Source organism: Streptomyces sp. NPDC058157 (assembly GCF_042884105.1).
GTDB lineage: Bacteria > Actinomycetota > Actinomycetes > Streptomycetales > Streptomycetaceae > Streptomyces.
The window spans coordinates 16,571-39,058 of sequence record NZ_JBHVUQ010000003.1; the positions used below are offsets into that span (position 1 = coordinate 16,571).

General features: G+C 71.9%; 22 protein-coding genes. 18 read left to right on the top strand and 4 right to left on the bottom strand.

What is annotated here, in order from left to right; all coding sequences use genetic code 11:
• Positions 1-316: 316 nt before the first annotated feature.
• Entirely contained in the window at positions 317-1,651 is a 1,335-nt protein-coding gene (allB, locus tag ACFVXK_RS01350) for an allantoinase AllB (protein WP_389609369.1), read from the top strand.
• Positions 1,652-1,653: 2 nt separating this feature from the next.
• Complete coding sequence (gene alc, locus ACFVXK_RS01355) at positions 1,654-2,772, top strand: allantoicase (protein ID WP_389609224.1); 1,119 nt, start codon at positions 1,654-1,656, stop codon at positions 2,770-2,772.
• Positions 2,773-2,942: 170 nt separating this feature from the next.
• Here the strand turns inward: alc and ACFVXK_RS01360 are convergent, their stop codons facing one another.
• Positions 2,943-3,677: an SDR family NAD(P)-dependent oxidoreductase gene (locus ACFVXK_RS01360; protein WP_389609226.1), complete on the bottom strand. Its 735-nt coding sequence runs from the start codon at positions 3,675-3,677 to the stop codon at positions 2,943-2,945.
• A gap of 166 nt (positions 3,678-3,843) precedes the next feature.
• Between ACFVXK_RS01360 and ACFVXK_RS01365 the strand changes: the two genes are divergently transcribed.
• Together ACFVXK_RS01365 and ACFVXK_RS01370 are read left to right on the top strand one after the other, a co-directional pair.
• Positions 3,844-4,461, top strand: a complete 618-nt coding sequence (locus ACFVXK_RS01365; RefSeq protein ID WP_389609228.1) for a dihydrofolate reductase family protein — start codon at positions 3,844-3,846, stop codon at positions 4,459-4,461.
• A 185-nt stretch (positions 4,462-4,646) separates the two neighbouring features.
• Positions 4,647-5,573, top strand: a complete 927-nt coding sequence (locus ACFVXK_RS01370) for a DMT family transporter (RefSeq protein WP_389609230.1) — start codon at positions 4,647-4,649, stop codon at positions 5,571-5,573.
• 90 nt (positions 5,574-5,663) lie between these two features.
• Here the strand turns inward: ACFVXK_RS01370 and ACFVXK_RS01375 are convergent, their stop codons facing one another.
• Positions 5,664-6,668 carry a Gfo/Idh/MocA family oxidoreductase gene (locus ACFVXK_RS01375; protein WP_389609232.1) on the bottom strand — a complete coding sequence of 335 codons (1,005 nt, stop codon included), beginning with the start codon at positions 6,666-6,668 and terminating at the stop codon, positions 5,664-5,666.
• 143 nt (positions 6,669-6,811) lie between these two features.
• Between ACFVXK_RS01375 and ACFVXK_RS01380 the strand changes: the two genes are divergently transcribed.
• The 12 genes from ACFVXK_RS01380 to ACFVXK_RS01435 all read left to right on the top strand — a co-directional run bounded on the left by ACFVXK_RS01380 (position 6,812) and on the right by ACFVXK_RS01435 (position 16,778).
• On the top strand, positions 6,812-7,822 hold the full coding sequence (locus ACFVXK_RS01380; protein ID WP_389609234.1) for a sugar ABC transporter substrate-binding protein: 1,011 nt from the start codon (positions 6,812-6,814) through the stop codon (positions 7,820-7,822).
• Entirely contained in the window at positions 7,819-8,862 is a 1,044-nt protein-coding gene (locus tag ACFVXK_RS01385; RefSeq protein WP_389609236.1) for an ABC transporter permease, read from the top strand. Before ACFVXK_RS01380 ends, ACFVXK_RS01385 begins: the two co-directional genes overlap by 4 nt.
• Positions 8,859-9,716: an ATP-binding cassette domain-containing protein gene (locus ACFVXK_RS01390; RefSeq protein ID WP_389609237.1), complete on the top strand. Its 858-nt coding sequence runs from the start codon at positions 8,859-8,861 to the stop codon at positions 9,714-9,716. Before ACFVXK_RS01385 ends, ACFVXK_RS01390 begins: the two co-directional genes overlap by 4 nt.
• Positions 9,713-10,876 (top strand): ROK family glucokinase, encoded by a 1,164-nt coding sequence (locus ACFVXK_RS01395; RefSeq protein ID WP_389609239.1) that lies wholly within the window; start codon positions 9,713-9,715, stop codon positions 10,874-10,876. Before ACFVXK_RS01390 ends, ACFVXK_RS01395 begins: the two co-directional genes overlap by 4 nt.
• Positions 10,873-11,463, top strand: coding sequence for a hypothetical protein (locus tag ACFVXK_RS01400; RefSeq protein ID WP_389609241.1), 591 nt, complete (start codon positions 10,873-10,875; stop codon positions 11,461-11,463). The genes ACFVXK_RS01395 and ACFVXK_RS01400 overlap by 4 nt, the downstream gene beginning before the upstream one ends.
• 24 nt (positions 11,464-11,487) lie before the next feature.
• Positions 11,488-12,120, top strand: a complete 633-nt coding sequence (locus ACFVXK_RS01405; RefSeq protein WP_389609242.1) for an MBL fold metallo-hydrolase — start codon at positions 11,488-11,490, stop codon at positions 12,118-12,120.
• 30 nt (positions 12,121-12,150) lie between these two features.
• The gene (locus ACFVXK_RS01410) at positions 12,151-12,930 is read left to right on the top strand and encodes an exodeoxyribonuclease III (protein WP_389609244.1); all 780 of its coding nucleotides are present in this window, start codon (positions 12,151-12,153) and stop codon (positions 12,928-12,930) included.
• Positions 12,931-12,993: 63 nt separating this feature from the next.
• Entirely contained in the window at positions 12,994-13,437 is a 444-nt protein-coding gene (locus tag ACFVXK_RS01415; RefSeq protein ID WP_389609246.1) for a DUF6278 family protein, read from the top strand.
• Between the two features lie 140 nt (positions 13,438-13,577).
• The gene (locus tag ACFVXK_RS01420) at positions 13,578-14,321 is read left to right on the top strand and encodes an amino acid ABC transporter ATP-binding protein (protein WP_389609247.1); all 744 of its coding nucleotides are present in this window, start codon (positions 13,578-13,580) and stop codon (positions 14,319-14,321) included.
• Between the two features lie 11 nt (positions 14,322-14,332).
• On the top strand, positions 14,333-15,241 hold the full coding sequence (locus ACFVXK_RS01425) for a glutamate ABC transporter substrate-binding protein (RefSeq protein ID WP_389609249.1): 909 nt from the start codon (positions 14,333-14,335) through the stop codon (positions 15,239-15,241).
• A gap of 17 nt (positions 15,242-15,258) precedes the next feature.
• Positions 15,259-15,903 carry an amino acid ABC transporter permease gene (locus ACFVXK_RS01430; RefSeq protein ID WP_389609251.1) on the top strand — a complete coding sequence of 215 codons (645 nt, stop codon included), beginning with the start codon at positions 15,259-15,261 and terminating at the stop codon, positions 15,901-15,903.
• The gene (locus ACFVXK_RS01435) at positions 15,900-16,778 is read left to right on the top strand and encodes an amino acid ABC transporter permease (protein WP_389609253.1); all 879 of its coding nucleotides are present in this window, start codon (positions 15,900-15,902) and stop codon (positions 16,776-16,778) included. Before ACFVXK_RS01430 ends, ACFVXK_RS01435 begins: the two co-directional genes overlap by 4 nt.
• A 29-nt stretch (positions 16,779-16,807) precedes the next feature.
• Here ACFVXK_RS01435 and ACFVXK_RS01440 read toward each other — a convergent pair whose 3' ends face one another.
• Positions 16,808-18,400 carry an alpha/beta fold hydrolase gene (locus tag ACFVXK_RS01440; protein ID WP_389609255.1) on the bottom strand — a complete coding sequence of 531 codons (1,593 nt, stop codon included), beginning with the start codon at positions 18,398-18,400 and terminating at the stop codon, positions 16,808-16,810.
• Positions 18,401-18,540: 140 nt separating this feature from the next.
• On the bottom strand, positions 18,541-19,767 hold the full coding sequence (locus ACFVXK_RS01445) for an Ig-like domain-containing protein (protein WP_389609256.1): 1,227 nt from the start codon (positions 19,765-19,767) through the stop codon (positions 18,541-18,543).
• 334 nt (positions 19,768-20,101) lie between these two features.
• On the opposite strand from ACFVXK_RS01445, the gene murJ reads away from it, so the two are divergent.
• Positions 20,102-21,766 (top strand): murein biosynthesis integral membrane protein MurJ, encoded by a 1,665-nt coding sequence (gene murJ, locus ACFVXK_RS01450; protein WP_389609258.1) that lies wholly within the window; start codon positions 20,102-20,104, stop codon positions 21,764-21,766.
• 40 nt (positions 21,767-21,806) lie between these two features.
• Positions 21,807-22,487 carry a response regulator gene (locus tag ACFVXK_RS01455; protein WP_389609259.1) on the top strand — a complete coding sequence of 227 codons (681 nt, stop codon included), beginning with the start codon at positions 21,807-21,809 and terminating at the stop codon, positions 22,485-22,487.
• Position 22,488 lies beyond the last annotated feature (1 nt).

Genomic DNA, 22,488 nt, shown 5'->3' on the forward strand with positions numbered 1-22,488 from the left:
TGGCAGGCAAGGAAGCAGCCTACCGGTCGGTCGACGTCGGCCCTAGAGCCGGGCCTCGGCCGTCCCCGCCGGTCAGAGGCGGTTTGTCCTGGTGGCGGACGTCCTCGGAAGTTACCGGTCCGGGTGCCGGTGGTGGTAGCTACATTCTGGATAGTGAAATCTTAATTCCATCTCGTGGAAACATCCAATTGCGGTGCATACGTGTCAGCAGTCCCTCCGGGCGCTCTTGACTGGCCCCGGATCGGGATGGAGACTCCGTCAACAGAACGTTGAATTTCGCTCTGTGGAAGTAGATGGGGAGGTTCCGGTGGCCGACGTGCCTGTGGAACTGGTACTGCGCTCGACGCGCGTCATCACCCCCGAGGGGACGCGCGCCGCCTCGGTGGCCGTCGCCGACGGGAAGATCGCGGCCGTGCTGGCGTACGGGGCCGAGGTACCGGCCGGAGCCCGGCTCGAGGACTTCGGCGACGACGTCCTGCTCCCCGGTCTCGTGGACACCCACGTCCACGTCAACGACCCGGGCCGCACCGAGTGGGAGGGCTTCTGGACGGCGACCCGCGCGGCCGCCGCCGGCGGCATCACCACCATCCTCGACATGCCCCTCAACTCCCTGCCCCCGACCACCACGGTCGACCACCTCCGCGTCAAGCAGGAGGTCGCCCGGGCCAAGGCGCACGTGGACGTGGGCTTCTGGGGCGGCGCCCTGCCGGACAACGTCAAGGACCTGCGCCCGCTGCACGACGCCGGGGTCTACGGCTTCAAGTGCTTCCTGTCGCCGTCGGGCGTGGACGAGTTCCCGCTGCTGGACCAGGAGCAGCTGGCCACCTCCCTCGCCGAGATCACCGGCTTCGGCGGCCTGCTGATCGTGCACGCCGAGGACCCGCACCACCTGGAGTCCGCGCCGCAGAACCCGGGCCCCAAGTACGCCGACTTCCTCGCCTCCCGTCCCCAGGACGCCGAGAACACCGCGATCGAGAACCTGATCGCCCAGGCGAAGCGGCTGAACGCCCGCGTCCACGTCCTGCACCTGTCCTCCGCCTCCGCGCTGCCGCTGCTCGCCGCCGCCAAGGCCGAGGGCGTGCAGATCACGGTCGAGTCCTGCCCGCACTTCCTCACCCTCACCGCCGAGGAAGTCCCCGACGGCGCCACCGAGTTCAAGTGCTGCCCGCCCATCCGCGAGGCCGCCAACCAGGACGTCCTGTGGGACGCGCTCGCCGACGGCACCATCGACTGCATCGTCTCCGACCACTCGCCGTCCACCGCGGACCTCAAGACCGGTGACTTCGCCACCGCCTGGGGCGGCATCTCCTCCCTCCAGCTCGGCCTGCCCGCCATCTGGACCGAGGCGCGCAGGCGCGGCCGCACCCTGGAGGACGTCGTCCGCTGGATGTCCACCGCCCCGGCCGCCCTCGCCGGGCTGGCGCAGAAGGGCGCGATCGAGGCCGGCCGCGACGCCGACTTCGCCGTCCTGGCCCCCGAAGAGACCTTCACCGTGGACCCGGCCGAACTCCACCACCGCAACCAGGTCACGGCGTACGCGGGCAAGACCCTGCACGGCGTCGTGAAGTCCACCTGGCTGCGCGGCACGCAGATCGCCGACCACGGCACCCCGACCGAGCCCACGGGCCTCCTCCTTGAAAGGCAGAACTGACAGTGGCGATTGAATCCTTCACCGGTAACGCGAACCCGTACGGGGGCGGCGACCCGTACGCGGACTACCGCACCGCGGACTTCCCGTTCACCCAGTACGCGAACCTCGCCGCGCGTGAGCTGGGCGCCGGTGTCATCGCCGCCAACGACGAGTTCTTCGCCCAGCGCGAGAACCTGCTGATCTCCGAGGCCGCGCACTTCGACCCCGAGGACTTCGGCCACAAGGGCAAGGTCATGGACGGCTGGGAGACCCGCCGCCGCCGCGGCGTCTCCGCCACTCAGCCCTGGCCGACCCCCGAGGACCACGACTGGGCGCTGGTGCGCCTGGGCGCCCCCGGCGTGATCCGCGGCATCGTCGTCGACACCGCCCACTTCCGCGGCAACATGCCGCAGGCCGTCTCCGTCGAGGGCACCAACTGGGAGGGCGCCCTGGCGCCGACCCCGGAGGAGCTCCTGGGCGACGACGTGAAGTGGACGACCCTCGTCGAGCGCACCCCGGTCGGCGGCCACGCGGCCAACGGCTTCGAGATCGCCGTGGAGCAGCGCTTCACGCACCTGCGCGTCAACCAGCACCCCGACGGCGGCATCGCCCGCCTGCGCGTCTACGGCGAGGTCCTCCCGGACCCGAAGTGGCTCGCGGCGCTCGGCTCCTTCGACGTGGTGGCGCTGGAGAACGGCGGCTCGGTCCAGGACGCGTCCAACCGCTTCTACTCCCCGCCGACCAACACCATCAACCCGGGCCGCTCCCGCAAGATGGACGACGGCTGGGAGACCGCGCGCCGTCGTGACAACGGCAACGACTGGATCCGCTACCAGCTCGTCACCGAGTCCGAGATCCGCGCCGTCGAGATCGACACCGCCTACCTCAAGGGCAACTCGGCCGGCTGGGCCTCGCTCTCCGTCAAGACGGGCGAGGAGGGCGAGTGGACGGAGTTCCTGCCGCGCACCCGCCTGCAGCCCGACACCAACCACCGCTTCGTGCTGGACGTCCCGGCGGTCGGCACGCACGTCCGGATCGACATCTTCCCGGACGGCGGCTTCTCCCGCCTGCGCCTCTTCGGCTCGCTGACGGAGAACGGCGCGGCCGCCCTGGCCGCCCGTCACCAGGAGCTGGGCGGCTGATCCGGGCCCGCTTTCGACCCGCCCCGGGGGCCGACACCCCCGGGGTCAGGAAGACGCCGAAGGGGAGCACCGCTTTCGTGGTGCGCCCCATCGGCGCTCCCCGGCCGGGACCGCCGGGGGCCGGGGCCCGCAGCGGCCCCGGAACCCGTCCGCACGCCCGGCTCCGAGGGCTACGCCGCGTGGCCGCCGTCCACCGAGAACTCCGCCCCGGTGACGTACGCGGCGTCCGGTCCGGCGAGGAAGGACACCATGGCCGCCACCTCCTGCGGTGTGCCGTAGCGGCCGAGCGCGGTCATCGCCCGCTGCGGGTCCGCGTACGGGCCGTCGGCCGGGTTCATGTCGGTGTCCGTGGGCCCCGGGTGGACCAGGTTGGCCGTGATGCCGCGGCCGCCGAGTTCCCGGGCGAGGGACTTCGTCAGGCCCGTCATGGCCGCCTTGCTCATCGCGTACAGCGTGCCGCCCGGGCCGGGGACCCGCGCCACCATGCAACTGCCGACGGTGACGATCCGTCCGCCGGAGCCCATGTGCCCGGCCGCCGCCTGCGCGGCCAGGAACGCGCCCCGGACGTTGACGCCGAGCACCCGGTCCACGTCCGCCGCGCCGAGCGCCCCGACGGGGCCGAGCACACCCACGCCCGCGTTGTTGACCAGCACGTCGAGCCGCCCGAGCGTGCGCACGGTCTCCTCCACCGCCTCCCGCGGGCCCTCGGGGGCGCCCGCGTCCGCCCGTACCGCCAGGCCCCGCCGGCCGAGCGCCTCGATCCTGGCGACCACCTCCGCCGCGGCCCGCGCGCCGTCCACGTAGGTGAGCGCCACGTCGAAGCCGTCCTCCGCCAGCCGCAGCGCCGTGGCCGCCCCGATCCCCCGGCTGCCGCCCGTCACCAGGGCCACCGTGTTGCCGTTCATTCCCGTTCCCTCCCGTACTGATTGGTTGCGAGTTCAATCAAATCCGGGCGCTCCCGGTGGCGCTGGCGGGAATCCGACCTCGCGTTCACGCGCGCCGCGGCGCCGAGTGCCGGGGCGCCCGGGAGGCTGGAAGGGGACAGGACACCGACACGAGGAGCGCCGACCCATGGGCAAGCTGACCCTCACCACCTTCCTCACCCTCGACGGGGTGATGCAGGCCCCCGGAGCGCGTGAGGAGGACGACGGCGACGGCTTCGCCTACGGGGGCTGGCTCGCCCCCCACGCCGACGCGGGCATGCAGGCCTTCATGGAGGAGGTTTTCGGCCGCGCGGGCGCCTTCCTGCTCGGCCGGCGCACGTACGAGATCTTCGCCGCGTACTGGCCCCACCACGACGACCCCGCCAACCCGATCGCGCACCGGCTGAACCGGCTGACGAAGTACGTCGCCTCCACCACGCTCAAGGAGCCCGCCTGGGGGCCGGCCGCCGTCCTGGACGGGGAGCAGCTCCAGGCGGAGGTCGTGCGGGCCAAGGACGCCACCGAGGGGGAGCTCCAGGTGCACGGCAGCGGGCGGCTCGCGCAGTGGCTGCTCGCGCGGGACCTGGTCGAGGAGCTGAACCTGCTCGTCTTCCCGGTCTTCCTGGGCGCGGGCCGGCGCCTGTTCCCCACCGGCGGGCTGCCCACGGCCTGCGAGCTGACCGCTTCGCGCACCACGGAGCGCGGCACGGCCATCCACACCTACCGGCCCACGGGGCGGGCCCCGTTCCAGGACTTCGAGGCCTGAGGAGGCCGGGGCCGGGCGGCCCGGGGCGGGTCGAGGCGGGCCCAGGCGGCCCGGGGCGGCCCGGGCCGGGGCCGCGGGCGGCGGTGATATCCGCTCGACCGCACGACCACCCCGGGCTACCGTGGCCCCGCATCCGTGCGAGCCGCCGACGTCTCCCACCCCTTCCCGCCGTCGGAGCCGCCCCGGTGTCCAGCCTCGTCACCCCCGCCCCCGCCCTCGCCCCCCGCCGGGCCCGGCTCGCGGACCTGCCCGTCCTGCTCGTCGCCGTCTTCTGGGGCTGCAGCTACCTCGCGGCCAAGGGCGTCACCGCCTCCCACACCGTCGTCGCCGTGCTCGTCCTGCGCTTCGCACTCGTCCTGCCCGCCCTGGCCCTCGCCGGACGCCGCCGGCTGCGGGCGCTGAACGCCGCCCAGCTGCGCGGCGCCGCCCTGCTGGGCCTCGTCCTCGGCGGGATCTTCCTGCTGGAGACCTACGGGGTGGTGCACACCTCCGCCACCAACGCCGGGCTGATCATCAGCCTGACCATGGTGTTCACCCCGCTCGCCGAGTCCGCCGCGCGCCGCACGGCGCCCCCGGCCGCCTTCCTGGCGGCCGCGGGGCTCTCCGTCGCCGGTGTCGTCCTGCTCACCCAGGGCGCCGGATTCACCGCTCCGGGCGCCGGGGACCTGCTGATCCTCGGCGCGGCCCTCGCCCGCACCCTGCACGTGCTGCTGATGGCCCGGATCGAGGCCGTGCGGGACGCCGACTCCCTCTCGCTCACCACCGTCCAGCTCGGCTCCGCCGTCCTCGTCTTCGTCCTGCTGGCCGCCCTGCCCGGCACCGGCGCGAGCCCGTGGGCCGCTGCCGCGGACTTCGGCCCGGCCCAGTGGGCGGGGCTCGCCTTCCTCTCCGTGTGCTGCACGCTGTTCGCCTTCTTCGTGCAGATGTGGGCCGTGCGCCGGACCTCGCCCTCCCGGGTCAGCCTGCTCCTGGGCACCGAACCGCTGTGGGCGGCGGCCGCCGGGATCGCCCTCGGCGGCGACCATCCGGGCCCGGCCGGTCTCGCCGGAGCGGCGCTCGTCCTCGCCGGTACCGCCTGGGGGCGGCGCGCGGCGGACCGGAACCCGGAATGAACCCCTGACGGGCCGACCGGCGGGGGCGATTGGCCGACAATCGCCTCAGCGCATTCGATCACCAGGCCTACTGTGGCCCGCATGCCCGCCCTACAGGTCCGGGAGCTCCTCCAGCCGTACCGGGCGCCGCTCCCGGCGCGAGCGCTCGCACGCCTCGGCGACCCGGAAGGCGGCCAGTGCCTCCCGCCCGTCGCACGGGTTGGCCCCCTCGCCGCGCACCAGCCGCACGAAGGCCGCGAGCTCCGCCTCGTAGGCGGGGGCGAACCGCTCCAGGAACCCGGTCCACGGCTTGCTCGCCGGGGGCGGCCCGTGCGGCTCCGTCGAGGCGATCGGCGTACGGTCGTCCAGCCCGCAGCAGACCTGGTCCCGCTCCCCGGCGAGCTCCATCCGCACGTCGTAGCCGGCGCCGTTGCAGCGGGTGCCGGTACAGGTCACCAGGGTCCCGTCGGCCAGGGTGAGGACGGCCGCCGCCGTGTCCACGTCCCCGCTCTCGCGGAAGACGGCCGGCCCGGCGTCCGAACCGGCCGCGTACACCTCGGTGACCTCCCGCCCGGTCACCCAGCGCGCCATGTCGAAGTCGTGCACCAGGCAGTCCCGGTACAGGCCCCCGGAGGCGGCGAGGTAGGCGGCGGGCGGCGGCGCCGGGTCGGCGGTCATCGTGCGGACGGTGTGCAGCCGGCCCAGGGCACCCGAACGGACCAGCTCCCGCGCGGTCCGGTACCCGGCGTCGAACCGGCGCATGAAGCCCACCTGGAGCACCCCGCCGGCGGCGGCCACCTCGCGCAGCACCGCCAGGGTCCGTTCCAGGTCGGGGGCCAGCGGCTTCTCGCAGAACACCGGCAGCCCGCCGCGCACCGCCCGGACGACGAGGCCGGCGTGCCCGTCCGTGGCACAGGCCACGACCAGCGCGTCCACGCCCCAGGTGAAGACCTGGTCGACGGAGGGCGCGGCGGTGGCGCCCAGCCGCTCCGCGAGCCGCGCGGCCCGCCCCGGCTCGGCGTCGGCCAGCAGCAGCGAGCCGGCGTCCGGGTGGCGGGCCAGGGAGGCCGCGTGGAAGGAGCCGATCCGGCCCGTTCCGATGAGCCCGATGCGCATGCACTCAACGTGACCCCGTACGGGGGACCTGTCAATCCGCGCCCGCACGCCCCGATGACCCTTCATGGTCCACTGTGGCGGATACTGGGCGGCTGACACCGGAAATGACCGATTCATGACGGACGAGGGAAGGGCACGGGGACGTGGCTAGGGTTCGGACAGGGGTACGCGTCGTCGGCGCCGTCCTCGCGGCGGTACTGGGGGCCTCCCTCGCGGGCTGCAGCAGCACGGGCGGCAAGCGTGCCGAGGAACGGGCGAAGGCCGCGGAGGCGGGCCGGCCCGCCGTGTCCACGCCGCGCTGGACCTTCGCGATGGTCACGCACGCGGGCGACGGCGACACCTTCTGGGACATCGTGCAGAAGGGCGCCAAGGAGGCGTCGGCGAAGGACAACATCAACTTCGTCTACTCGCACGACGACCAGGCGCAGCAGCAGGCCCAGTTCGTGCAGAACGCCATCGACCAGAAGGTCGACGGGATCATCGTGAGCCTCGCCAAGCCCGAGGCCCTCAAGGACGTCGTCGGCAAGGCGGTGAAGGCGGGGATCCCCGTGATCACGGTCAACTCCGGCTCCGCCCAGTCCGCCGCGTACGGGGCGCTGGCCCACATCGGCCAGGACGAGGAGATCGCGGGCGAGGCCGTCGGCACCGAGATGACCAAGCGGGGCCTGAAGAAGGCGGTCTGCGTCCTGCACGAGCAGGGCAACGTCGGCCACGAGCAGCGCTGCGCGGGGGCGAAGAAGACCTTCGGCGGCACCATGGAGAACCTCTACGTCGAGGGCACCAACATGCCCTCCGTCCAGGCCGCCATCCAGGCCAAGCTCCAGGCCGACCCGTCCGTCGACGGCATCCTCACCCTGGGCGCCCCCTTCGCCCCCACCGCCGTCAAGGCCAAGGAGGCGGCGGGCAGCAAGGCCGAGGTGGACACCTTCGACCTCAACGAGTCCGTCGCCCGCGACCTCAAGTCCGGCGCCCTGGGCTTCGCCGTCGACCAGCAGCCCTACCTGCAGGGCTACGAGGCCGTCGACCTGCTGTGGCTCTACCGCTACAACGGGGACGTGCTCGGCGGCGGCCGCCCGGTGCTGACCGGGCCGCAGATCGTCACCGCCGACCAGGTCGCCAAGCTGGAGCCGTTCATCAAGCGGGGCAGCCGATGAGCGCCGCCGCCCCCGCCCCCGCCTCCGACGAACGGCTCGCCCCCGTCTCCTACGTGCGCCGGCTGCTGGGCCGCCCCGAGCTCGGCGCGGTCGTCGGCGCCGCCGCCGTCTTCGTGTTCTTCTCCTTCGCCGCCGACAGCTTCCTGAAGGCCGCCAGCCTCAGCACGGTCCTGTACTCGGCCTCCACCATCGGGATCATGGCCGTCCCGGTGGCCCTGCTGATGATCGGCGGCGAGTTCGACCTGTCCGCCGGCGTCATGGTGACCACCTCGGCGCTGTTCAGCTCGATGTTCAGCTACCAGATGACCGCCAACGTCTGGGTCGGCGTCGGGGTGTCCCTGCTGGTCACCCTCGCCATCGGGTTCTTCAACGGGTTCATGCTGACCCGCACCAAGCTGCCCAGCTTCATCATCACGCTCGGCACCTTCCTCATGCTGACCGGCCTGAACCTCGGCTTCACCAAGCTGATCAGCGGCACCGTCTCCACCAAGACCATCGCCGACATGGAGGGCTTCCCCTCCGCCCGCGCCCTGTTCGCCTCCCAGTGGAACGTCGGCTCGGTCACCCTCAAGGTCACCATCCTGTGGTGGCTGGCCCTGGTCGCCGTCGCCACCTGGATCCTGCTGCGCACCCGCGCCGGGAACTGGATCTTCGCCGTGGGCGGCGGGGCCGACGCGGCCCGCGCCACCGGCGTCCCCGTCGTCAAGACCCGCATCGGCCTCTACATGGGCGTCGCCCTGTGCGCCTGGATCTCCGGGCAGCACATCCTCTTCTCCTTCGACGTCGTCCAGTCGGGGGAGGGCGTCGGGAACGAGTTCCTCTACATCATCGCGGCCGTCATCGGCGGCTGCCTGATGACCGGCGGCTACGGCTCCGCGATCGGCTCGGCCGTCGGCGCCTTCATCTTCGGCATGGCCAGCAACGGCATCGTCTACGCCCAGTGGAACCCCGACTGGTTCAAGTTCTTCCTCGGCGCCATGCTGCTGCTCGCCACGCTGCTCAACGCATGGGTCCGCAAGCGGGCGGAGGCACGGTCATGAGCGAGCCCCTGGTCAAGCTGACCGGCGTCAGCAAGTACTACGGCAACATCCGCGCCCTGCGCGACGTCTCCCTGGAGGTGTCGGCCGGCGAGATCACCTGCGTCCTCGGCGACAACGGCGCCGGCAAGTCCACCCTCATCAAGATCATCGCGGGGCTGCACCGGCACGACGCCGGAACCTTCGAGATCGAGGGCGAGGAGACCGTCCTGGCCAACCCGCGCGCCGCCCTGGACCGCGGCATCGCCACCGTCTACCAGGACCTGGCCGTCGTCCCCCTGATGCCGGTCTGGCGGAACTTCTTCCTCGGCTCCGAGCCGACCAGGGGCCGCGGTCCCTTCCGCCGCCTCGACGTGGCCCTCATGCGCGAGACCACCCGCGCCGAGCTGCTGCGCATGGGCATCGACCTGCGGGACGTGGACCAGCCCATCGGCACCCTGTCCGGCGGCGAGCGCCAGTGCGTGGCCATCGCCCGCGCCGTCCACTTCGGCGCGAAGGTCCTCGTCCTGGACGAGCCCACCGCCGCGCTCGGCGTCAAGCAGTCCGGCGTGGTCCTCAAGTACGTCGCCGCGGCCCGCGACGCCGGCCTCGGCGTGGTCCTCATCACCCACAACCCGCACCACGCCCACCTGGTCGGGGACCGCTTCGTCCTCCTCAAGCGCGGCACCATGGCGGGCAGTCACACCCGCGACTCCATCACCCTCGACGAGCTCACCCGGCAGATGGCCGGGGGCTCCGAGCTGGAGGAGCTGAGCCACGAACTGGAGCGGGTGGCAGAATCAGCACCGGACACCCCGTCCGGCCCCCTCCCCGCCACCCCCGCCACCGCCTCCGACAGGGACGACACGACTCGATGACCACCTACCGGGACTTCTCGCTCACCCACCGCGGGTCGGCGCGAGGCACCGTCCTGCGGACCATCGGGACCCGTGAGCGCCGCTCCCACCTGACCGCCCCGCGCGTCCCGACGGTCGGCATCGACATCGGCGGCACCAAGGTGATGGCCGGCGTCGTCGACGCCGACGGGGTCATCCTGGAGAAGATCCGCACCGAGACCCCCGACAAGTCCAAGAGCCCCAAGGTCGTCGAGGACACCATCGTGGAGCTGGTCCTGGACCTCTCCGACCGGCACGACGTGCACGCGGTGGGCATCGGCGCGGCCGGCTGGGTCGACGCCGACCGCTCCCGGGTCCTGTTCGCCCCCCACCTCGCCTGGCGGGACGAGCCCCTGCGCGACGCCCTCCAGTCCCGCCTCGCGGTCCCGGTCATGGTGGACAACGACGCCAACACCGCCGCCTGGGCCGAGTGGCGCTTCGGCGCCGGCCGCGGCGAGGACCACCTGGTCATGATCACGCTGGGCACCGGCATCGGCGGGGCCATCCTGGAGGGCGGCCAGGTCAAGCGCGGCCGCTACGGGGTGGCCGGCGAGTTCGGCCACATGCAGGTCGTCCCCGGCGGACACCGCTGCCCCTGCGGCAACCGCGGCTGCTGGGAGCAGTACAGCTCCGGCAACGCCCTGGTCCGCGAGGCCCGCGAACTGGCGGCCGCCGACTCCCCGGTCGCGTACAACATCATCGCCAAGGTCGGCGGCAACGTCCACGAGATCACCGGGCCGCTGATCACCGAGCTGGCCCGCGAGGGCGACGCCATGTGCGTCGAGCTGCTCCAGGACATCGGCCAGTGGCTCGGCGTCGGCATCGCCAACCTCGCCGCCGCCCTCGACCCCTCGTGCTTCGTCATCGGCGGCGGCGTCAGCGCCGCCGACGACCTGCTCATCGGCCCCGCCCGGGACGCCTTCCGGCGCCACCTCACCGGCCGCGGCTACCGCCCCGAGGCCCGCATCACCAAGGCCGAGCTGGGCCCCGAGGCGGGCATGGTCGGCGCCGCCGACCTCGCCCGGCTGGTCGCCCGCCGCTTCCGGCGCGCCACCCGCCGGCGCGTCGAGCGCCACGAGCGCTACGCGCAGTTCGGCCGGCGCGGCGCCGCCGGCCCCGAGGACCAGGAACAGCAGCCGTGACACCCCCCATCCTGCCCCGCCAGGCCTCCTCGCCCGAGGCCGGCGGCGACCGGCCGCCCACCGCCGAGGAGCGGCGCCGTACCGTGCGACGGCGCTGGATCACCGCGATCGTCATCCTGCTCCTCGTCGGCGTCCCGGCCGGCTACCTGGCCATCTCCGCCCAGCAGAGCCGCGAGAGCGGCCGGGACAAGGCGGCGCGGGTCGGCGCCGTCAAGGTCCGCCCGGACTGGCCGTCCAAGGTGCAGCGCAGCATCTACGAGGTGCCGATCCCGCTGATGGCCTCGCACGTCGGCTACCTGGAGACCAACAACTGGCACACCAGCCGGCTGTACGTCCAGTTCCAGGTCACCCCCCAGCAGCTGGACACCTTCCTGGCCGACGTCGGCACCAGCCGCGGGGCGCTGACCCCGGGCGTCTCGGTCTCCGAGCGCGACGCGCACGTGGCGGGCTGGAGCTGGAGCCCGGAGCACCAGTGGTCCGGGACCACGCTGGAAGCCCAGGACCCGCGCCCCACCCGGGACGTCACGGTCGACTTCACCAACCCCGAGGCCCCCCGCGTCTACGTGGTCTCCACCACCGTTCCGTAACCCGGGCCGCATAGGGTGGGGATCATGAAGCTCACCAAGCGGCTGCACTCCTGCGTCCAGTTGGAGAAGGACGGGCACACGCTCGTCATCGACCCGGGCGCCTTCAGCGAACCGGACGCGGGCCTCGGGGCCGACGCCCTGCTGGTCACCCACGAGCACCCCGACCACTTCGACGAGGGCCGGCTGCGCGCCGCGCTCGACGCCAACCCGGCGGCGGGCCTGTGGACCCTGCGCAGCGTCGCGGAGCGGATGGCCGCCGCCTATCCGGGCCGGGTGCACACCGTGGGCCACGGGGACACCTTCACCGCCGCCGGGTTCGAGGTCCAGGTCCACGGCGAACTGCACGCCGAGATCCACCCGGACGTCCCGCGCGTCACCAACGTCGGCTACCTCGTCGAGGGCTCCCTCTTCCACCCCGGGGACGCGCTGACCGTCCCCGGCGCCCCCGTCGACACCCTGATGCTGCCGGTGCACGCCCCCTGGAACAAGATCGCCGAAGTGATCGACTACGTGCGCGAGGTCAAGCCGCGCCGGGCGATCGACATCCACGACGCCTACCTCGCGGACATCGCCCGGCCGATCTACGACACCGCCCTGGCCAACCTCGGCGGCGCCCCTCACAGCCGCCTCGGGGCCGGCGAGAGCGCCGCCCTCTGACTGTCGGCGGCGGGCGGTAGGTTGGTGGGCATGCGTATCGCCACGTTCAACGTCAACTCGATCACCGCCCGGCTGCCCCGCCTGCTCGCCTGGCTGGAGTCCTCCGGCACCGACGTGCTCTGCGTCCAGGAGACCAAGTGCACGGCCGAGCAGTTCCCGGCCGACGCGCTGCGCGAGCTGGGCTACGAGTCGGCCGTCAACGCCACCGGCCGGTGGAACGGCGTTGCCCTGCTGTCCAGGGTCGGGCTGGAGGACGTCGTGGTCGGGCTGCCCGGCGGCCCGGACTACGAGGGCGTGCAGGAGCCCCGGGCGATCTCCGCCACCTGCGGCGGGGTGCGCGTCTGGTCGGTGTACGTGCCCAACGGCCGCGAGGTCGAGCACGACCACTACGGCTACAAGCTGGACTGGTTCCGCGCCCTGACCGCCGCCGTCGCCGAGGACGCGGCCGGCCCCCGCCCCTTCGCGGTGCTCGGCGACTACAACGTGGCCCCCACCGACGAGGACGTGTACGACCCGGCCGTCTTCGAGGGCCTGACCCACGTCACCCCGGCCGAGCGCGCCGCCCTGGAGGCGCTGCGCGGCGCCGGCCTGACCGACGTGGTGCCGCGCCCGCTCAAGTACGACCGCCCGTACACGTACTGGGACTACCGCCAGCTCTGCTTCCCCAAGAACCGGGGCATGCGCATCGACCTGGTGTACGGCAACGAGCCCTTCGCCAAGGCCGTCAAGGACGCCTACGTGGACCGCGAGGAGCGCAAGGGCAAGGGCGCCTCCGACCACGCCCCGGTCGTGGTCGACCTCGACCTGTAGAAGCCTCCGGAACCGGGGCGCGCCCTGTGGCCGGCGGCGCGTCCGGGTGCCACGCTGGTCGGTATGCGCATCCCCTTCCTGGCCAACTGGCTCCACCGGGACGATACGGAACACGGCGCCGCGGGACTGGCCGCCGCCCTCGCGGAGGATCCCGAGGGCATCGGCGAACTGTTCGCGGAGTGCGAGCTGCTGCGCGTCCAGGCGAGGTCCGCGGGACTGGAACTGGACCAGACCCCGGCCTCGTTGGAGGCCCTGGACCAGCTGATGCCCCGCTGGCGCCGCGACCCGGAGGCGGTGCCCTGGCTCGGCAACGACGCGGGCTTCTACCTGGGGACCGTGATCGTCCGGACCGTGCCCGGCACCGGCTGGCAGATCCGGCCGGGCGGCCAGCCAGTGATCCGGCTGGCCTCGGGGCGGGAGCTGAACGTGGTGGAGTCGGGGGTGTCCTGGGCGATGACCGGATCCCCCGAGCTCAGCCAGGCCTACGCCGAGGCCTCCGAGGGCTGAGCACGCCGCCGCTCCCTGGGGGCCGCATCAAAGAGCCGATGTGCTTTATGTACCTTTCGGGCGTGTCGTGGTGAAGTGCCCTGCACGCGCTGGATAGTTTGCGCTGACCTCGACACACCGACAAGTGGGCAGGGCAGCGTATGGCCGTCGAACCGTTGATCGAGCTGCGGGACGTCAACAAGCACTACGGGAATCTGCACGTCCTCCAGGACATCAACCTCACCGTCGGCCGCGGGGAGGTGGTGGTGATCATCGGCCCCTCCGGCTCCGGGAAGTCCACCCTCTGCCGGACCATCAACCGCCTGGAGACCATCGGGTCCGGCGAGATCCTCCTCGACGGCCGGCCGCTGCCCGCCGAGGGCAAGGAACTGGCCCAGCTGCGCGCCGAGGTCGGCATGGTCTTCCAGTCCTTCAACCTCTTCGCGCACAAGACCGTCCTCGCCAACGTCTCCCTGGCCCAGGTCAAGGTCAGGAAGCGGGGGAGGGAGGAGGCCGACAAGCGCTCCCGGGAACTCCTGGAGCGGGTCGGCCTCGCCGGTCAGGCGGAGAAGTTCCCCGCCCAGCTCTCCGGCGGACAGCAGCAGCGCGTGGCCATCGCCCGCGCCCTGGCCATGAACCCCAAGGCCCTGCTCTTCGACGAGCCCACCTCCGCCCTCGACCCCGAGATGATCAACGAGGTGCTGGAGGTCATGCAGCAGCTCGCCGCCGAGGGCATGACCATGGTGGTGGTCACCCACGAGATGGGCTTCGCCCGCTCCGCCGCGAACCGCGTCGTGTTCATGGCGGACGGCAGGATCATCGAGGACCGCACCCCGGAGGCGTTCTTCACCGCCCCGGAGAGCGAGCGGGCCCGGGACTTCCTCTCCAAGATCCTCAAGCACTGAGGGGCGGCCCGATGAAGCACACCCTGCGCGCCCTCGCCCTGGCCCTCGTCCTGCTCGCGGCCGCCTCCGGCTGCGGCAGGAGCGGCAGCCCCCCGGTCAAGGGCCCGCAGCCCGAGGACCTGCCCGTCTACCACGTGGACACCGGCTTCACCCTGCCCGCCTCGCCCACCTGGGAGAAAGCGAAGCGGCGCGGCCACCTGGTGGTCGGGGCCAAGGAGGACCAGCCGTACATGGGGGAGAAGGACCCCGCCAGCGGCCGCTACTCCGGCTTCGACATCGAGATCGCCAAGATGATGTCCGCCTCGCTCGGCTTCGACCCCAAGACGATCGAGTTCAAGACCATCGCCTCCGCCAACCGCGAGACCGCCCTGCAGAACGGTCAGATCGACTACTACGTGGGCACCTACACGATCAACGACAAGCGCAAGAAGCAGGTCGGCTTCGCCGGGCCCTACTACCTGGCCGGCCAGTCCCTGCTGGTCCGCCGGAACGAGAAGGACATCAAGGGACCGGAGGACCTCGCCGGCAAGCGGGTCTGCTCGGCCGCCGGATCCACCCCGTACCAGCGCCTCCAGAGCGACTACCCCAAGGCCGTGCTCGTCGCCTACGACACCTACTCGGTCTGCGTGGACAACCTGCTGACCTACCAGGTCGACGCCGTCTCCACCGACGACTCCATCCTCCTCGGCTACGCCGCCAAGGTCCCCGAGGAACTCAAGGTCGTCGGCAAGCCCTTCTCCGAGGAGCCCTACGGCATCGGCGTCCCCCGCTCCGACAACGCCCTGCGCTTCGCCCTCGACGACGCCCTGGAGGCGCACGAGAAGAACGGCGACTGGAAGAAGGCCTACGAGGCCACCCTCGGCCTCTCCGGCCAGCCCGCCCCGCAACCGCCCGCCATCGACCGCTACCCCGCGGGCTGAGGGGAGAGCGCACCACCATGGACGTACTCACCGAGAACTTCGCGCTCTACGGCAAGGGCTTCCTCGGCACCGTCGAGCTCACCGTCTACGCCTCGCTGCTCGCCCTGGTCCTCGGCTTCCTGATGGCCTCCTTCCGCGTCGCGCCCGTCGGCTCCTTCCGGGTCTTCGGCACGGTCTGGGTGACCGTGCTGCGCAACACCCCGCTCACGCTGCTGTTCTTCGCCGTGCTGCTGGGCCTGCCGCGCTTCGGACTGGTCCTGCCGTTCCAGTTGTTCGCCGTCCTCGCGCTCGGCTGCTACACCTCGGCCTTCATCTGCGAGGCCCTGCGCTCGGGCATCAACACCGTGCCCAAGGGGCAGGGGGAGGCCGCCCGCAGCCTCGGGATGACCTTCGGCCAGACCCTGGGCACGGTCGTGCTGCCGCAGGCCTTCCGCTCCGTCATCCCGCCCATCGGCTCCACGCTGATCGCCCTCGCCAAGAACTCGGCCATCGCCGGCGCCTTCAGCGTCACCGAGCTGCTGGGCACCTACAAGACCCTCAACGAGCTGGGCTACAGCATCATCTGGACCTTCGTCTGGATCGCCGTCGGCTACCTGATCATCACCCTGTCCATCAGCGCGATCTTCAACGTGCTGGAGAAGCGCTACGGAGTCGCCCGATGACCGCCCACGCGCTGCACGGGGACCAGCAGTCCACCGCCCTCTACGACCTGCCCGGCCCGAACACCCTGCGCCGCCACTTCCTCTACGGGATCGTCTCGACGGTGGTGATCCTCGGCCTGCTCGCCTGGATCCTCTACCTGCTGTTCGACACCCACCAGTTCACCGCCGCCAAGTGGCGCCCCTTCGCCTACGAGGGCATCCAGGACCTGCTGCTCAAGGGCCTGGCCAACACCCTCAAGGCCTTCCTGTACGCGTCGGTGCTCTCGCTGGTGCTGGGCGCGGTGCTGGCCACCGGCCGGCTCTCGGTGCACCGGCCGGTGCGCTGGCTGGCCACGCTGTGCGTGGAGTTCTTCCGGGCCATGCCCGTGCTGGTGATGATCTTCTTCATCTTCGTCGCGCTGAAGGTGCAGCCGCTGCCCGCCCTGGTGGCGGGGCTGACCCTGTACAACGGCTCGGTACTGGCCGAGGTCTTCCGCACGGGCATCAACTCCGTCGAGCGGGGGCAGCGCGAGGCCGCGTACGCGCTCGGCATGCGCAAGACCCAGGTGATGACCTTCGTGCTGGCGCCGCAGGCGGTCCGGGCGATGCTGCCGACGATCATCAGCCAGCTGGTGGTGGCCCTGAAGGACACCTCGCTCGGCTACCTGATCACCTACGAGGAGTTCCTGCACGCGGGGAAGCTGATCGCCTCGAACCTGGACTACGACCTGCCGTTCATCCCCGTGGTGATGATCATCTCGCCGATCTACATCGGGATGTGCATGCTCCTTTCCTGGCTGGCCACCTGGGTGGCCCGGCGGGAGCGCCGCAGCCTCAAGACCAGGGCCGTCGAGGTCGCACCCGCCGAGCCGGGGCCGGTGCTGCCGGGGAGGTAGGCGCGCGGCCCCCCGGCGGCAGCCGGCGATCACTGCTCGCGCAGGGGCACCGAGAGGTACGAGGGGTCGGTGCGCGGCGAGGAGAAGGTCAGCTGCGCGCCGGTGGGGTTGTGCTCGATGTAGAGCGGGTCGACGGTGTCGACGACGAGGGCGAGCCGGTGGCCCTCGGGCACGTCGTAGGCGGTGGAGAAGAGGTCCAGGTCCACGCCGAAGGACTGTCCGGGGGTCTTCCCGTGGAAGGTGTACGGGGCGTTGCTGACCAGTTTGCCGACGCCGAGGGGGCCGACGTCGTAGAGGTAGGCGACGAAGGTCCCGTCGCCCTTGGTGGGGGTGACGGTGGTGTGCAGCCGGACGGTGCCGCGCACGCGGCGCTCCCGCTCGTAGCGCGGGGACTGCCAGACGGCGGCGAAGGCGCGCGGCAGCAGCGGGACGGAGACGACCGGGGGCGCCTTGGCGAACTGGTCGAGGACGCTGGACAGCAGGACGACCCCGCCGTCGGCGCCGGAGTCGACGTTCGCCCAGAGGTGTTCGCTGCCGTCCAGCGGGATCCGCTCCTCGCCGCCGGCGCCGACCGACTTCCAGTCCGGGTAGTCCTCGTAGCCGCCGGTGCTGCGGGACTTGATCCGGACGGGGGCCTCGGTGTCCACCCCGTTGCGCTCGCCCTTGAGGTAGCGGTCGAACCAGCGGTGGGCGTCGGTCCAGGTGTCGTCGGGCAGTCCGAGCAGGCCGGTCGCCTCGGCGGTGGCGTGGTCGCCGGGGCGGAACTCCAGGCGCTTGGGGCCGGTGAGCTTCTCGAAGAAGTCCGCGTACTGGTTGGGCGGGAAGATGGTGTCGCCCCAGGCGTTGCCCAGCATGACCGCGGCGCCGTTGGCGTTGATCCGGTCGACCTGCCCGGCGGCGGAGCGCTTGCGGCCCCAGTCGATCATCGCCTGCTCGTTCTCCAGGCGGGAGCCCAGGAAGTCGCCGAGGACCTTCTGGAGTTCGGGTCCGGGGCGGCCGGTGAGGTAGCCGGCGGCGCCGAGCAGTCCGGCGGCCTGGAGGTGCTGGGTGCGGCCGGAGTAGATGGACTCGATGAGGTCGGCCCAGCCGCTGAGCGCGACCACGGCCTTGACGCGGGGGTCGTGCGCGGAGGCCAGCAGGCTGATGCCCGCGCCGTACGAGACCCCGCCCAGGCCGACGTGGTCCGGGTCGGCGGGGGTGTGGGCGAGGGCCCAGTCGATGACGGCGGAGACGTCGGCGACGTCGGCCGGGCCGGCCGTCTCGATCTGCCCGCCGGAGAGCCAGAAGCCGCGCGAGGTGTAACTCACCACGGTGTAGCCGGAGTCGGCCAGCTGCTTGGCCTGGGCGAGGTACTCGACCTGCGGCATGCCCCAGCTGGTGGGGAGCACGATCAGCGGGTACCGCCGGCCCGCTTCCGCGCCGGCCGGGGTGAAGACGTTGCCCTTGAGGGTGATGCCGCCGGAGCCGGGGATGTCGTGGAAGGTCAGGTCCGGCGACGACGCCTGGGGGGAGGGCTGCGGGGTGGCGGCGGTCGCCGCCCGGGCCTGGTGCGGGGCCAGGCCCAGGGCGGTCGCCGCGATCAGGGCGGCCGCTGCCGCTGCGGTGTGGGGGCGGGCTCTCATCGAACGCTCCTCGCGTGCGCCGGTGTCCGAAAGTGACCCGACGGTAACGGGAGGGGCTTACTCGAGGTAACCCGCCAGTAAGTTACGTAGCGGTAACAATTGGTGGAACGTCAGGCTCCGCCCGCGTCCCCGCAGGGCCGTCAGCCCGCCTGGGTGGCTCCGGTCAGCGCGCTCTTGGCCTTCCACTGGTCCCAGGACAGGTTCCACTCGCCGTAGCCGTTGCCGACGTCCGCCTTGCCCTTCGAGCCGCTGCCGACCACCTCCAGCGGGTCGCCCGGCTGCGCCTGCTCGTATACGGCCTTGGCGTTGGCGTCGCTCATCCCCACGCAACCGGAACTGGCGTTGGTCTTGCCGAACTTGTCGTCGTTCCACGGTGCGGCGTGCACGTACATGCCCGACCAGGTCAGCCGCATCGAGTAGTCGACCATCTTGGCGTAGGAGTTGCCGAGGCCCACCGTCTGGGAGTCCATGAAGATGGTGCCCTCCTTGGCCATCAGCACCATCTTCCCGGACCAGGAGGCCTTCTCGCCGCCCGGAGTCCCCGCCGAGACGGGAACCGTCTTGACGACCTTGCCGTCCTCGGTGACGGACATCTTCTTGGTGTCGAGGCTGACCTCCATCCGGTGGTCCTTGCCTATCTTGAACTCGGTGGTGTAATCACGGGCGAAGAGTCCGCCGCCGGCGCCGGAGTCCACGCCGTTCAGGTTCATTTCCACCTTCACGTCGGTGCCGGACTTCCAGTAGTCCTTGGGCCGCCAGTCCACGCGGTCGTTGCCGGAATAGTCCTTGACCCAGCCCCAGGAACCCTCGGTGTTGTTCGAGGTGGTCACCTTCAGCTGCTTCTCGACCTCGGCCTTGTTCTTCACCGGATTGTCGAAGACGAGCGAGACCGGCATCGCGACCCCGACCGTGCTGTCCTTCGGGATGTTGATGGAGACCTTGTTCACCTTGTCGGCGGCCGAGGTCTTGAACTGTGTGCCGGCGCTCTGGCTGTCGGTGTTCTGCGCCTCGACCTTGTAGTCCGTGTTGGGTGCGGCGTTGCGGCCCGAGGTCCAGCTCTTGCCGTCGGAGGCGATCTGCCCGGCCAGCTCCCCGCCCTTGCCGTCCGTCACCTTCACCTGGGCCAGCTTGCCGTCGGCGAGGGTCACCTTGACCGGCTCACCCGACTTGACCTGGCCGTCCGTCAGGTTCACCGACACGGCCATGGGCGCCTTGTTCTTCGCGTCCGCGGCCTTGCCGCCGCCGTCCGCACCGTCGCCGGAGCCGCCCGAGCAGGCGGTCAGCGCGGCGGCCAGCAGCGCGGTGCCGGCGAGCGCGGCATGGCGGGCCCGGCGGCGCGGGAGTGCGGTACGGCGTGAGCGGCTCAAGGAAAATCCCTCCGAAGCAATGATCGTCCACAAGGGAGGAGTGAACGGGACGACTTTAGGTTGCGGATTCCCCGGAAAAGCTCGCGATCGCCGTTGTGACATGGGCCGCAGCGAAACGGTTGCCGAACGGTCACATTCCGCTTAGGGGCGGGGCGGTGACCGGTCCTCAAGGCCCCTGTCCGAAAACCGTGTCGGCTGCGGATAAAGGACCTTCGGCCACCCGGAAAGGGGCGAACAGCACCTGACGGACGCGAATTCCGGGGCACGGACCGCCGCCCCGCGCGGGGTACCCTCCCCCTTCGACCCCGCACACCCGAACCACTGGGAGACCCGCGTGACAGCCACCGACACCAGGCCGGACGCGGCGGACCCACCGGCTCCGGCTTCGGGGCGCAGTCCCGCGAAGACCTCGGTGCTGCGCAGCGGCGCCCTCATGGCGGCCGGCTCCGTCGTCTCCCGCGCCACTGGCTTCGTCCGCTCCGCGGTGGTCCTCGCCGCGCTGGGCACCGCGTTCCTCGGTGACGGCTACGCCGTCGCCAACACCGTGCCGAACATCATCTACATGCTGCTCATAGGCGGCGCGCTCAACGCCGTCTTCGTCCCCGAGCTGGTCCGCGCGGCCAAGGAGCACCGCGACGGCGGGGCCGCGTACACCGACCGGCTGCTGACCGCCTGCACGGTGGCGCTCCTCGTCCTCACCGCCGCCGCCGTCCTCGCCGCCCCGCTGGTCGTCGACGCGTACACCCCCGCCTCCTATACGGACGCGGAGCGCAGCACGGTCGTCGCCCTCGCCCGCTTCTGCCTGCCGCAGATCCTCTTCTACGGCCTGTTCACCCTCCTCGGCCAGGTCCTGAACGCCCGCGGCCGGTTCGGCGCGATGATGTGGACGCCGGTCCTCAACAACTTCGTGATCATCGCCGTCTTCGGCTGGTTCCTCTACGCCTCCGGCGGCGGCCGCGGCGGCCTCACCGCCGCCGAGACCCGGCTGCTCGGCCTCGGTACGACCGCCGGCATCGTCGTCCAGGCCCTCGCCCTGGTCCCCGCCCTGCGCGCCGCCCGCTTCCGCTGGCGCCCCCGCTTCGACTGGCGCGGCAGCGGCCTCACCCGGCCCCTGCGCAACGCGGGCTGGCTGGTCATGCTCGTGCTCACCAACCAGTTCGCCTACTGGGTGGTGACCAGCCTCTCGACCACCGTCCAGGACCAGCCGGGCGGCGCCGGCTTCGGCTACGCCGCCTACAGCAGCGCCTACCAGCTGTGGATCGTCCCGCAGGGCATCGTCACCGTCTCCCTGGTCACCGCCCTCATGCCCCGGATGAGCTCCGCCGCGGCCTCCGGCGACCTCGGCGCCGTCCGCCGGGACGTCTCCTACGCCCTGCGCTCCAGCGCCGCCCTCGTCCTGCCCGCGGCGACCCTCTTCGCCGCGCTCGCCCCCTGGGTGATGGACTGCGTCTCCGGATACGGATCCGTCACCACCGAAGGCGTCACCGCCATGGCCGGCATGCTCATGGCCTTCGCCCCCGGCCTGGTCGCCTACTCCGCCCAGTACGTGCTCGCCCGCGGCTTCTACGCCCTCTCCGACACCCGCACCCCCTTCTTCCTCAACCTGGTCGTCGTGGCCCTCAACGCAGGCCTCTCCTACGCCGCCTACCTGCTGCTGCCCGCCCGCTGGGCGGTCACCGGCATGGCCGCCGCCACCTCCCTCGCCTTCATCGGCGGCGCCGCCGTCACCGCCCTCGTCCTCTCCCGCAGGCTCGGCCCGCGCCCCGCCCCCCGCGGGGCCACCGCCCTGCGCACCCACCTGCGGCTGCTCGCCGCCTGCCTGCCCGCGGCCGCCGCCGGGTACGCGGCCGCCCGCGCCGCCGACGGCCTGGGCGCCTTCGCCGCGGCCGGGGCGGGAACCGCGGCGCTCGCCCTGGTCGTCGTACTCCTCGCCAGGCCCCTGCGCCTGACGGAGATCACCGACCTGCTGGACTCCCTGCGCCGCAAGACCGGCCGATAGCGGAGGAAAGGCGACAGAGCACCTTGGGATACTGGACCGGATGCCACGCGTACTGCTGATCGAGGACGACCCTTCCATCCGGGAAGGAGTCGCCCTCGGCCTGCGCCGCAAGGGACACGAGGTCAGAGCCGCCGGCACCGGGGAGGAAGGCCTCGCCCTGATGGGCGCCTTCCACCCCGAGCTCGTCCTGCTCGACCTGATGCTCCCCGGGATCAACGGCGTCCAGGTCTGCCGCCGGATCCGCGAGACCAGCCTCGTCCCGATCATCATGCTCACCGCGCGCGGCGACGACTTCGACATCGTCGTCGGCCTGGAGGCCGGAGCCGACGACTACATCGTCAAACCCGCCCGCACCGCCATCATCGAAGCCCGCGTCCGCGCCGTGCTGCGCCGCCGACCCGCGCCCGACGGCCGCCCCGGCGTGGAACACCACGGCGAGCTCACCGTCGACCGCGCCGGACTGACCGTCTCCAGGAACGGCGAACGGCTCGCCCTCGCCCCCAGCGAGATCAAACTCCTGCTCCACCTGTCGGCCGACCCGGAACAGGTCTTCTCCCGCCAGCAGCTGCTGGAGGGCGTGTGGGAGCACAGCTACCACGCCGACGCCCGGCTCGTGGACGCCTGCGTCCGCCGGCTGCGCCACAAGATCGAGGACCCCGCCCACGGCCCCCGCTACATACAGACGGTGCGGGGCTTCGGCTACCGCTTCGGGCCGCTCTAGG